This is a genomic window from Rahnella perminowiae (assembly GCF_019049755.1).
Classification (GTDB): domain Bacteria; phylum Pseudomonadota; class Gammaproteobacteria; order Enterobacterales; family Enterobacteriaceae; genus Rahnella; species Rahnella perminowiae.
Genome location: NZ_JAFMOS010000492.1, coordinates 1 through 12,548, shown reverse-complemented (window position 1 = coordinate 12,548; position 12,548 = coordinate 1). Strand labels below are relative to the sequence as shown.

Here is a 12,548-nt window from a genome sequence, read left to right as displayed (position 1 = left end):
ACTATACCTTTAACAAATTAGAATGAAAATCTGTCCGTTTTTTAGAAAAATAGAAAATTCATATAAATTTCCGATCATTCATACAGATACACCAGCATTTAAGATTACTAAATAGTACATTCAGCGTTCGAAAAGTTGTTTACCCGATAACGAGGAATAATACGCGTCAGCGATAAGTGATAGCGATTCTTAAACACTCTCCGCCTTTGCGCTGAACCTGAATCTGAACCTGGCGCAGGTTAACGTGGTATTGATTATTAACTGATATTTTATCTGGCCTTCTGAAAGGCTGGCAGAATGCCTTTCTTAAAAGAAGAAAGGGGCATCGCAACGGGTGTAACGAGGAAGGTTTGATCATGTCCCTGTACTGGAGGCAAAGAATAGTTGCCTTCAGTACAGGGGAAAAATGCTCATCTGAGATAAGTAAAACCACCGGGAAACGCCTGCGGCGTTGCATCAGCAGGCCCTAAGGTGGTATTAAAACGGTCTGTTTGATTACCTGTTATTGAAACTGAGTGAGTAACATGACGACCTCCCTTCCTGTCAGCGTGCGGGTGCGACCGATACGCCATGAAGATAATGCAGCCATCGCCAACGTGATCCGCCACGTTTCTGCCGAATTTGGCCTGACCGCCGATAAAGGCTATACCGTCGCGGATCCGAATCTGGATCATTTGTTTGAAACCTACAGTCAGCCGCGCTGCGCCTACTGGGTCGTAGAACTTGACGGGGTGGTTGCGGGCGGCGGCGGCGTCGCGCCATTATCCGGTGCAGAGAGTGATCTGTGTGAATTGCAGAAGATGTATTTTATGCCGGCACTGCGCGGTCAGGGGCTGGCAAAACGACTGGCCTTACAGGCTATTGAACATGCGCGCCAGCAGGGTTTTGCCCGCTGCTATCTGGAAACCACCGCCAGTCTGACCCAGGCCATTGCACTGTATGAGCGTCTGGGTTTTCACCACATTGATTGCGCACTTGGCAATACCGGCCATGTTGATTGTGAAGTGACGATGTTAAAATATCTCTGACACCGTGTTCATCCTTTATCCGCTCTTTGCAAACAGGCATCTGAATGTTCACACATAAAGCCATTTCCGCGTTAAATGAACTGGAGCTGACGGTCTACAACTACATCGTCAAAAACGGCGATAAGGCGATGTACATGACCATTCGTGAACTGGCAGATGCCGCAGGCGTCTCGACCACGACCGTTTTGCGTTTCTGCAAGAAAATGGACTGCGAGGGGTATTCTGAATTCCGCATCCGCTTTAAGCTGTTTTTAGAACATGAAGAAAAGCCACCGGTATCATTTGGTATCAGTGAGATCATCAGTTATTTCAAAAGCATTAATAACAGTGAGTTTGATGAATTATTAGAAAACGCAGCCCGCCAGATTGCCAATGCGCAACGTATTATATTTGTGGGCGTGGGAACATCAGGTTCATTAGGCAAGTATAGCGCACGCTTTTTCTCTAATGTCGGAAAATTCAGTACCTTTATTGACGACCCTTATTTCCCGATCAACAGCGATATGTATAAAGATGCCATCGCCATTATTCTTTCTGTCTCGGGTGAAACGGAAGAAGTGCTGCGTTTCGCTACGCAGTTCAGCCAGCATAATTGCCAGATCATCAGCCTGACTAACAGCGAGAATTCAACACTGGCGCGGATGGCAGACCTCAACATCTCTTACCACATGCCACAAATAGTCCTCGAAGGGCAATATAATATTACCACGCAGATCCCGGTACTTTATATTATCGAGACTATCGGAAAGAAATTACCTTTAATAAAACGTGACTCAGCGCAATGAAAAAACAGGGTGTTTTAAAGAAGTAACAAATCACCCGATTCGATTTTTGTTATATCGTGACAATATACTTTCTTTTGCTACACTCCTGCCAACGAGTAAAAAAACAAAAAAGCTCACCTCTGTATACCCGCAGGAGAATAATAAATAATGGCTATTGATTACGCTCAGACAGCTCAGGAGATCGTTAAATATATTGGCGGCGATAATAATGTGATTAGTATCACACATTGCGCCACACGTTTACGCTTTGTTCTGAAAGATAATAAAGCGGTCGATAAAGAAGAATTAAAACGTGTGAAAGGCGTTATCACCGTTATCGAAGCCGGCGGACAAATGCAGGTGGTGATCGGCAACCACGTGAGCGATGCTTACAAACAGGTGCTGAAACTGATCCGGATTGATGAAAACGCGCCGGTTTCAGCGCCAAATGTCGGTATTGTCAGCCGTGTCATGGACGTTATTTCCAGCATCTTTACGCCTTTCCTTTATCAGCTTGCCGCCTGCGGTATCTTACAGGGGATTATCTCCTTCCTGGCCGCCGTCGGGATTATGGACGCCAGCAGCGGCACTTACCGTATCCTGAATTTTGTCTCCTGGACGGCCTTTACCTTCCTGCCGGTGATGATTGCATTCACCGCCGCGAAAAAATTCAACGTCAACCCTTTCACCGCCGTCATTACCGCCTGTGCACTGATCAGCCCCGATTACATGAATATGCTGACGGCGTTCAAAATCACGTCGGTCAACTCCGCTGACCCGGCCATGCAACAACTGATGCGCGAAGCAGTCAGTAATCCTGATATCGCCAACATTTTACAGAATGTTGTCGGCATTCCGGTTTCGGCACCCACTCTGGATTTCCTGGGGATTCCGGTGAAATACCTGAGCTATACCGCGTCCGTTATCCCGATCATTCTGATGGTCTGGGCGATGTCTTATATCGAGCATTTCTTTAATAAATTCCTGCCGGTGGTGATCCGTAACCTGTTCACGCCAATGTTCTGTATCGCGATTATGGTGCCCATGACGCTGCTGGTGTTCGGGCCGGTGGGTAATCTGATTGGTGGTGCTATTGGCGGCGTTTACAACACGCTCTATCACCTCAGCCCGACGATTGCCGGTTTTGTGGTGGGAGCTTTCTGGCAGCCACTGGTCACCCTGGGGGTTCACTGGGGCATTACACCCGTCACCGTCGGCAACTACGCCACGCTGGGTTATGACACCTTTACCGGTCTGCAGGCGTCTGCCGTCTTCGCCATGACCGGCAGCATGTTTGGCGTATACCTGAAAACCCGCAGTCGCGAAATGAAAGGTATCTCACTGTCTGCTGGCGTCACCGGTCTGTTCGGTATCACGGAACCGGCAATTTACGGTGTGGCGCTGCGCCTGAAAAAACCGTTCCTGTGCAGTTGCGTAGCAGGTGGTATCGGCGGCGCGATTGCCGGTTCCTTTAATGCGGTGTCGTGGAGCTATTGCCTGCCGGGTATCGCCGTACTGCCGGTGTTCTTCAAAGAAGGCCATATGCCGCAGTTCCTCGGTTTCCTGTTGTCGATTACCGTCGCGTTTGTCCTCGGCGCGCTGTTCACCTGGCTGGTCGGCTTCAAAGATGAGCCGGATGTCGCCGCAACCCAAAAACCGCAGGCAGAAACACCACGCGCCACCCAGGCTGAAATGAATTAAGTCACAGATTACGTTCTACAGGGCAGAAGCACTCTGCCCTCACCAGGTATCGAGGAGAATCAAATGAGCCATCAGTTACAAAAGGATTTCTTATGGGGCGGCGCGGTTGCGGCGCATCAGGTTGAAGGCGGCTGGAACAAAGGCGGTAAAGGCATCAGTATCTGCGATGTGCTTTCCGGCGGCGCACACGGCGTTGACCGCGTGATGACCGACGGCGTGCTTGAAGGTTACAGCTATCCAAACCATGAAGCCGTCGATTTCTACTCGCATTACAAAGAAGACATCGCTTTATTCGCTGAAATGGGTTTCAAATGCTTCCGCACTTCGATTGCCTGGACGCGTATATTTCCGAACGGTGACGAATTACAGCCAAACGAAGCCGGACTGCAATTCTATGATGATATGTTCGATGAGTTGCTCAAATACAATATCGAGCCGGTCATCACCCTTTCCCACTTCGAAATGCCGTGGCATCTGGTGAAAGAATACGGCGGATGGAAAAACCGTCAGGTGGTGGATTTCTTTGTACGCTTCAGCCAGGTGGTGATGGAACGCTACAAAGGCAAAGTGAAATACTGGATGACGTTCAACGAGATCAATAACCAGCGTAACTGGAAATATCCGCTGTTCGGTTATTGCTGCTCCGGTGTGGTATTCACCGAACAGGAAAATCCGGAAGAAACGATGTATCAGGTGCTGCATCATCAGTTTGTGGCCAGCGCCAAAGTGGTCAAACTCGGCCATGACATCAATCCGGATTTCCAGATTGGCTGTATGATCGCCATGGTGCCGTTGTATCCGTTTTCCTGCCACCCGGACGATGTGATGTATGCCGTCGAAGCGATGCACGAACGCTTCCTGTTCAGCGACGTTCATATGCGCGGTTATTACCCGGCCTATACGCTGAAAGAATGGGAACGACGCGGCTTTAACATCAACATGGAAGACGGCGATTTACAGGCGCTGCGCGACGGCTGCGCAGATTATATCGGCCTGAGCTATTACATGAGTAACGCCATATCGGCACACAATCCCAGTGATGATAACGGCTTGTCCGGTTTTGCGGGCAGCGTACCGAATCCGCACGTGAAAGCTTCTGACTGGGGCTGGCAGATTGATCCGGTGGGTCTGCGCTACACACTGAATATCTTGTACGAACGTTATCAGAAGCCGCTGTTTATTGTCGAAAATGGCTTTGGCGCTATCGACAAAGCGGGGGAGGACGGCATCATTCATGATGATTACCGCATCGCCTACCTGAAAGCCCATATTGAGCAGATGAAAAAAGCCGTACTGGAAGATGGTGTGGATCTGATGGGCTACACGCCGTGGGGCTGCATCGACTGCGTGTCGTTTACCACGGGCCAGTACAGCAAACGTTACGGCTTTATTCACGTCGATAAGAACGATGACGGCACCGGCACCATGGCGCGCTCTAAAAAAGAGAGCTTCGGCTGGTATCAGAAAGTGATTGAGAGTAACGGAGAGGTGCTTTAAATCGTAGACAGCCAGCTCCTGACGGAGCTGGCTTTTATGACTAGTAACGTTTTACCTCGAAATACGAGAACTCGCTGTATCCTGCATCTGAGTCCAGTCCGGACGCGGCAGAGTAAATGCCGATTTTTGCCCCTACCCATTTCCCCGCTGAAATTGCTAGTTGTGGCTCAACGGTTTTCCACTCTTCGGTTTCGATCTGTCTGAAAGAGAAATGACAGACACCACGTTGCAATATCTCCGCTCTGATGAACACCGCTTCGTTGCGGATGAGCGTCGACAGCACGGTTCTTTTCTGACTCAGAACACCTTTATCGCTCATCCAGCCGAAATCAAACACCAGCGCCCATCCGCCTTCCTGCCGGCACACCGAAACCGCTCCATATCTCTCGCCATAGACAATCAAGCCGCTCTGTTCCCCGTCGTGGTTAAAATGCGGAGTCAGACGCGTAGTTACCGTAAATTGAGGTGCGGATAATTTCTGCAAAAGGAGTTGGGGTGTGTCGTACAAAGACCGCGCACCAAAAGGCCGGCAGACCAGTTTCAGCCCCTCCGGTGACGGAATAATCCAGTCACGTTGCGGATTCGCCTGCCACTGCCATTGCAGGCCAAAACGGCCGTCAGCAAAGCGGTCAGTTGTTTGCGGTTTGCAGGATTTACCCTCTTTGCCCGTCATGGGTTTTGGGTAAACCGACACGGGTTGCCCGGGCCCTGCGTCATCAACCTTCTCACCGATTTCCGGCCAGTCATCATGCTTCCAGCGCATGGGCTGTAAGTGCACTATCCGGCCATTATGTGCAGCATCCTGAAAATGCATAAACCAGCATTCCCCGTTTTTCAGCTCGACCCATCCGCCCTGATGCGGGCCATTCACTTTCGAGGTGCCCTGATGCAACACATCCCGGGCCTCAAACGGGCCGTTAATCTGTCGCGAACGTAATACAGTCTGCCAGCCACTTTCGACGCCCCCGGCAGGAGCGAAGATGTAATACCAGCCATTACGCCAATACATTTTTGGCCCTTCAATGGTCGGATGGGAAACCGCGCCATCAAAAATGATGCTTCCCTCATCAAGAAGAGATGTCGCATCGGGCGCCATTTCACAAAGCTGTAGCTGATGTTTAATCCCGGAACGGCTGTAAGCAAACGCATGAACCAGCCATGCGCGCCCGTCGTCATCCCAGAACGGGCAAGGATCGATCCAGCCCTTCACCGCTTTAATACAATGCGGCTCGCTCCAGTCTTTGGCCGGGTCTGCGGTGTAAGACATAAAAATGCCTTCATCAGGCATGCTGTAAAACACCCAGAACAGCCCGTTGTGATAACGAATACTCGGTGCCCAGATCCCTTTGCCGGGCTGCATATTGTCGTAGGCGGGATAGTTAATCCGCTGCACAACATGGTTAATAATTTTCCAGTTCACCAGATCTGTTGAGTGAAGAACAGGCAGGCCCGGAATATGGTTAAAACTTGAAGCCACCATGTAAATATTGTCGCCCACACAGACAATATCCGGGTCTGAATAATCCGCATACAAGACAGGATTCTGATAATGCCCGTCACCCAAATCGGGTTGCCAGCCTGAATTTAATACATCATCCATTGAGGTTATCTCCATTATTTCGCCACCAGACCCGCCGGGATCAGGTCAGGTTTATTTTCCTGCCTGTCGGCGATCTCAGTGCTGCGTTTTGCCAGATCATTCTGGATTTTGTTCATGGTGGTATCGTCGAGTTTGTAGAAACGGGCAAGGAAATAAAGAATGAGATAGGACACCGACGGCCCCACGGTCAGGAGACCAATAATACCCGTGGTCGCCAGAGCGGTTTGTGTTTCTGCTCCCGCATGATAACCAAACCAGCCAAGTGAGAACCCGACGAAAGCGCCCGCAAAGGCCATTCCCAGTTTTAACGCGAACAGATTGCCGGAGAAAGAAAGGCCCGTAATACGACGTCCTGTTTTCCATTCTCCATAATCCGCCGCATTGGCCATCATGTTCCATTTAAACGGCTGATACATCTGGTGTAAAAAACCGATAATGAAATAAAGCGGAAAAATTACTGGCAGGAGTTTCGGCGGTACAAAAAACATCACGACGCCCGCCAGAACCAACAGCAAATTGATATTTTTAAACATCGTCAGTGTACTAAAACGCCGGGCAAAATATCCCGCTGCTATTGCCCCAAATATCGTGCCGACCACGCTGGTCGTGATAAACGTACTTTTCATCGCCGTGCCACTGATCAGACTCTGTCCCTTATCCAGCATCAGATACGTCGCGTAATACAACGTTGCGGAACTGCGCATCACCCCGGCCATACTGGAGAAAAAGGTAATGATGGCGACAATACGCCACTGATCATTGGACAGCAGCTTTTTCAAATCACTGAGAACCGACACCTCACGGGTATCCTCCGCCGTGATCCGTTCTTTAGTGAAACAAAAACAAAACACCAGCATACAAATAGCAATTGCGCCCATTATCGCCATCGTCGCCTGATATCCTGCCTGCAGATTTTCTTTACCGAAATAATCCACCAGCCACAGGGTGCCGACAGAAACCAGTAAACCGGCCAGAGAGGAGATGGTAAAACGATAAGATTGTGCAGAGAGCCGGTCTTTATCATCCGTCGTAATTACGCCTCCCAGGGCGCAGTAAGGAATATTGATAAAGGTGTAACACAGCATCAGCAATGAGTAAGTGATGTAGGCGTAAAGCAGTTTGCCTGAATGACCGAAATCAGGCGTTGTGAAGGTCATTACGGCCAGCACTGCATAAGGAATGGCAAACCATATCAGCCACGGGCGAAAATGCCCCCAGCGGGTTTTTACACGGTCAGCGATAATGCCGGTAAGCGGATCACTCACGGCATCCAGAATGCGCGTAACCAGAAACATCACCCCGACAGCGGCGGCGGAGAGCCCGTAGATATCAGTATAAAAGTAGGTCAGAAACATCGTGACCGAGGAATAAACGATCCCGCAAGCGGCGTCACCCATACCAAAACCGAGTTTTTCTATAACAGACAATTTCTTTACGGCTGCCATAATCTGACTCCAAACCATGAGGTAGAATATCTTTCAGAATTGGTATGTTAACTTTTGGCAGCTGTGTTGAATTTAACCATATTTTGCTTATGGTTTATGAAATTTACCAAACGAGAGGCGTCTCACAAAGAGAAGGGGGGTTATGCAGAAATAAAAAAAGCTGCTTAATTCAGCAGCCTTTTGTTTCAAATTCAGAAAAAATCAATGACGCTTTCCGTCATCATCTTCGTCGACAAAATCTTCATCTTCGCCGTCTTCACCTTCTTCGTCGTCATCGCCTTCGAAGTAAGTGCCCCAGCCGTCATAGCTGACGCCGTTGGCTTCGGCCAGATTCATCAGTTGCTCAACCTGGGTGTCGATCAGCTCCGCTTTCAGCGCGATTTCGCTGATTACATCACAGCACATCACGACTGAACCGTCTTCCACTTCCAGCTCTTCAGCATCAGTAACTTCATAACCCAGTTTGAAAGCTTCGACGGCCGCTTTCTCCAGAACGTCAAATTTCTCTGAAGATAAGTGGTGTTCGATAGTGTAAAGCGCGTCAGGATCACTGCCATCATCCAGCAGTTCTTCGATGATTAAGCGAGTCTCTTCACGTTGTTCTTCCAGCAATTCACGGTTTGCCATATCTCTGTCCTCAATCAATGTGACGTTTGTACGCTATTTTCACACACCGCAGGGCGCGTCTCCACTATAAACGACAAAGTTTTTACTGCGGGGTTGTATTTGCATATTCATACAGTTAAATTGAATTTAAATTCAATCCGAAATGCTTACGCGCTATGGAGCGACATCATGAGTTTGTTGAGTAAACGTCATTTTCTCAGGTTACTGGATTTTACCCCGTCAGAGATTTCGTCACTGCTGAAACTCTCCGCAGAATTAAAGGCCGCTAAGAAGAACGGCACCGAAAAAGCCAGTCTGCAAGGCAAAAACATCGCGCTCATCTTCGAAAAAGACTCAACCCGCACCCGGTGCTCTTTCGAAGTTGCCGCATACGATCAGGGCGCAAAAGTCACCTATCTCGGCCCAAGTGGCAGCCAGATCGGCCATAAAGAATCGATGAAAGATACCGCCCGCGTCCTCGGGCGCATGTACGACGGTATTCAGTATCGCGGTTACGGGCAGGATAAAGTGGAAATTCTGGCCCACTATGCCGGTGTACCGGTATGGAATGGCCTGACCAACGAATTTCACCCGACACAACTGCTGGCTGATCTGCTGACCATGCAGGAACATCTGCCGGGCCAGCCGCTGAAAGGCATGCGTCTGGCCTATCTGGGAGATACCCGTAACAATATGGGCAATTCCCTGCTGGAGGCTGCGGCGTTATGCGGACTGGATTTGCGCCTTGTTGCGCCTTCGGCCTGCTGGCCGGAAGCCGAACTGGTCGCCACCTGTGAACACCTGGCGAAAGAAAACGGCGGCAGCATCACCCTGACCGAAGATATCGCAACCGGCGTGAAAGATGCTGATTTCCTTTACACCGACGTCTGGGTTTCCATGGGGGAGCCGAAAGAAGTGTGGAAAGAACGCATTAATCTGCTGCGTCCTTATCAGGTGAACAGCGCGATGCTGGCGCTGACCGGCAATCCGCAGGTGAAATTCCTGCACTGCCTGCCGGCATTTCATGACGACCAGACCACACTTGGCAAACAAATGGCAGAAGAGTATGGCCTGCACGGAGGGATGGAAGTCACCGATGACGTCTTTGAATCCCGCCACAGCGTAGTGTTTGATCAGGCGGAAAATCGTCTGCACACGATCAAAGCGGTAATGGTTGCCACGCTCGCTAACCACTGATTTTTCCCGGCGTGCAGCAAGGATAACTTTCCTGCACGCCGTAATCTTTACATCATTTTGCACTTTATCCCGCCCGTTCCCGTCAGAAGACCGCATTTTCAACTAACCTTTTTAAAGCGTTTCATCAAAAAAACAAAAATGCAGAAGAAGGAACCGATATGAGCTCAGTGAATCTTGAGTATGTCCTGCGGCTGGAAAGCCTGCTAAGCAGGATTTACCCCCGGGAACACATCGCCGACCTGCTGAAAAAAATCCTGCATCTCGCCGACAAATGGAATTACGGCAAACACCGCACCACCGGCTGGGTGGATGGCACCAACGTTTATCTGATTACTTATGGCGATAATATCCGTCACGGCGAGCAACCACCGCTGGCGACGCTCAATCACTTCGCCAACACCTATCTGCGCGACATCATCAGTGATATCCATATACTGCCGATGTATCCCTACAGTTCGGACGATGGATTCAGCGTCATTGACTACCGGCGGATCGATGAACATCTCGGCGGCTGGTCAGATATTCATCACCTTTCGGCCAATTTCAACCTGATGTTTGACTGCGTGATCAATCATATTTCACGCTCAAGCGAGTGGATGAAAGGCTATCTGCATGACGATCCGTATTACAAAGATTACTTTATTGCCGCTAATCCTGAGCTGGATTACAGCCGCGTCGTACGCCCGCGCGCTTCGCCGCTGCTCTCACCATTTATCAAAACCGACGGCACCGAGTTATATCTGTGGACGACGTTCAGTGAAGATCAGGTGGATATTAATTTCAAAAATCCGCAGGTCCTGCTGGAAAGCATCGATGTGCTGTTGCAGTACGCCGCCAGCGGCGGGCAGTCGATCCGCCTTGATGCGATTGGCTATATCTGGAAGGAAGCCGGGACGCGCTGTATTCACATGCCTCAGGCGCACAATATTATTAAAGTCTGGCGCACCATTCTCGATGAAGTGATCCCCGGCACGCGGATCATTACGGAAACCAACGTCCCGCATCACGAAAATATCAGTTATTTCGGCGAAGGTGACGAGGCACATATGGTGTATCAGTTCCCGCTGCCGCCGCTGACCTTGTACGCTTTTCTGCGTCAGGACACCACCACACTGACCCAGTGGGCGAAGAGCCTGAATGCGGAAGCGCGTTACCCGGACACCACCTATTTCAACTTCCTTGCCAGCCACGACGGCATCGGTTTACGCCCGACCGAAACCTTCCTGACCGATGACGAACGTAAATACATGGCGCAGGAGACACTGCGTAAGGAAGGCCGCGTATCCTATAAAGACAACGGTGACGGCACGCATTCCCCTTATGAACTGAACATTAATTACCTGAGCGCACTGACCGAGCCGGAAGACAGTACCGAAATGAAAGCCCGCAAGTTTCTGGCAGCCCAGGCGCTGTTGCTGTCGTTTATCGGCGTCCCGGCGATTTATATTCACAGCCTGCTGGGCAGTGAGAACGATCTTGACGGCATGCACCAGTCCGGGATCAACCGCCGTATCAACCGTAAAAAGTTGGATCTGACGACCCTTGAAGCTGAACTGGAAAAAAAAGACGGCTTGCGTGCCCGCATTTTTTACGGGTTACAGACACTCATCAGGCACCGCCGCGAACATCCGGCGTTTTCACCACAGGCTGGCCAGCGCGTGTTTGATCTGGGCAAATCCCTGTTTGCAATGGAACGCTATGATCCAAAAACTGAAGACCGGATCAGCTGCATATTCAATATCAGCGATCATTCTCAGATGTTGAAGCTGGCAGTCGAGGGGAAGGATCTGATTGGCGGAGAAGTCTTTAACGGCCAGATGCGTCTCCGGCCGTGGCAGGTAGTATGGATCAAACACAAACTCAAAGCGCCGGAACGTCTCGGCAGGCTGCGTCGCTGGCGGATGAAGCTGATCAAGCGCACAAAGCGCTACACAATAGGCATTAAGCGGACAATGCGCTGACGTTCATTTTCACCACGGCTTTACGTACGTTGGCCGGTTCGCCGACGGCGCACAGGGGTTTATGCACTTCGCCCGGATAAAACACCACGAAGTCACCGGTCTGCATGATCATGGTTTTTTCCTGCTCACCGGCAGCCAGGAACGCAATGTCTTTATCTTCCAGCCAGTCGGTATCGACATACCCTGCCGGTAAATTGCTGAATGTCATGCCTTCGGTGCCGTTCAGCACAATCTGAATATCCAGATTACGCGCGTGGAATTCAGCACGGCGTTCAGCCTGCGGTGCCGTCGAATCATTGGAAATCAGCACAAAGACGTCGTCACCACGGATATCGTGTTTGCCCAGCGGCGTCTGTGGTGTGATGTGTTGTTTAACGTATTCAATGGCCTCGCGCAGTTCAGCGGGCAGATAAGGGACAAGATGCAGCGCGTGGATGTTTCCTGTGATCATCATAACCTCGGGTTTGTAATGCATGAGTGAAACAGCGTTTCATAAATACTAATCCTGTTTGCTGTCCGGTTGCCAGAGCGGGATCAAAATTTTGACTTCCTGGGGAATATTTTGCGACAGAACGTCATCCGTGACCGGAGAAACAATGATTATGCAACCAGATTGCATAAACCCTGAAAATGCATTCAGTGCTGCACTTTCATCCTGTTGGTCTTACGGACTATTTCTAAAAACTCACCAACAGATCACAAATTTAATTAAACCAAAAACCACCGAAATTAATCATAGTTATTTAAGG

At 50.0% G+C, this 12,548-nt stretch carries 10 protein-coding genes; 6 read left to right on the top strand and 4 right to left on the bottom strand.

What is annotated here, in order from left to right; genetic code table 11:
* Positions 1-524 precede the first annotated feature (524 nt).
* The 4 genes from J1785_RS09810 to J1785_RS09795 all read left to right on the top strand — a co-directional run bounded on the left by J1785_RS09810 (position 525) and on the right by J1785_RS09795 (position 4,990).
* Positions 525-1,028 carry a GNAT family N-acetyltransferase gene (locus J1785_RS09810; RefSeq protein WP_129954657.1) on the top strand — a complete coding sequence of 168 codons (504 nt, stop codon included), beginning with the start codon at positions 525-527 and terminating at the stop codon, positions 1,026-1,028.
* Between the two features lie 44 nt (positions 1,029-1,072).
* A complete protein-coding gene (locus tag J1785_RS09805; protein WP_129954658.1) occupies positions 1,073-1,813 on the top strand; it encodes a MurR/RpiR family transcriptional regulator in 741 nt (246 codons plus the stop codon).
* Positions 1,814-1,960: 147 nt separating this feature from the next.
* Entirely contained in the window at positions 1,961-3,493 is a 1,533-nt protein-coding gene (locus tag J1785_RS09800; RefSeq protein ID WP_129954659.1) for a PTS transporter subunit EIIC, read from the top strand.
* Between the two features lie 63 nt (positions 3,494-3,556).
* The gene (locus J1785_RS09795; RefSeq protein WP_129992004.1) at positions 3,557-4,990 is read left to right on the top strand and encodes a 6-phospho-beta-glucosidase; all 1,434 of its coding nucleotides are present in this window, start codon (positions 3,557-3,559) and stop codon (positions 4,988-4,990) included.
* 40 nt (positions 4,991-5,030) lie between these two features.
* Here J1785_RS09795 and J1785_RS09790 read toward each other — a convergent pair whose 3' ends face one another.
* The 3 genes from J1785_RS09790 to rraB form a co-directional block, all read right to left on the bottom strand.
* Positions 5,031-6,590 (bottom strand): glycoside hydrolase family 43 protein, encoded by a 1,560-nt coding sequence (locus J1785_RS09790; protein WP_238483165.1) that lies wholly within the window; start codon positions 6,588-6,590, stop codon positions 5,031-5,033.
* A gap of 14 nt (positions 6,591-6,604) precedes the next feature.
* Positions 6,605-8,035: a glycoside-pentoside-hexuronide (GPH):cation symporter gene (locus tag J1785_RS09785; RefSeq protein ID WP_217219313.1), complete on the bottom strand. Its 1,431-nt coding sequence runs from the start codon at positions 8,033-8,035 to the stop codon at positions 6,605-6,607.
* Positions 8,036-8,236: 201 nt separating this feature from the next.
* Entirely contained in the window at positions 8,237-8,662 is a 426-nt protein-coding gene (gene rraB / locus J1785_RS09780; protein WP_129954663.1) for a ribonuclease E inhibitor RraB, read from the bottom strand.
* A 168-nt stretch (positions 8,663-8,830) separates the two neighbouring features.
* Here rraB and argF point away from each other — a divergent pair, with 168 nt between their 5' ends.
* Together argF and J1785_RS09770 are read left to right on the top strand one after the other, a co-directional pair.
* A complete protein-coding gene (gene argF / locus J1785_RS09775; RefSeq protein WP_129954664.1) occupies positions 8,831-9,838 on the top strand; it encodes an ornithine carbamoyltransferase in 1,008 nt (335 codons plus the stop codon).
* 158 nt (positions 9,839-9,996) lie between these two features.
* Positions 9,997-11,799: a sugar phosphorylase gene (locus J1785_RS09770; RefSeq protein ID WP_129954665.1), complete on the top strand. Its 1,803-nt coding sequence runs from the start codon at positions 9,997-9,999 to the stop codon at positions 11,797-11,799.
* Here J1785_RS09770 and J1785_RS09765 read toward each other — a convergent pair.
* Positions 11,780-12,250, bottom strand: coding sequence for a NanQ anomerase/TabA/YiaL family protein (locus J1785_RS09765; protein WP_217219314.1), 471 nt, complete (start codon positions 12,248-12,250; stop codon positions 11,780-11,782). The two genes, J1785_RS09770 and J1785_RS09765, sit on opposite strands and share 20 nt — an antisense overlap.
* Positions 12,251-12,548: the final 298 nt, after the last annotated feature.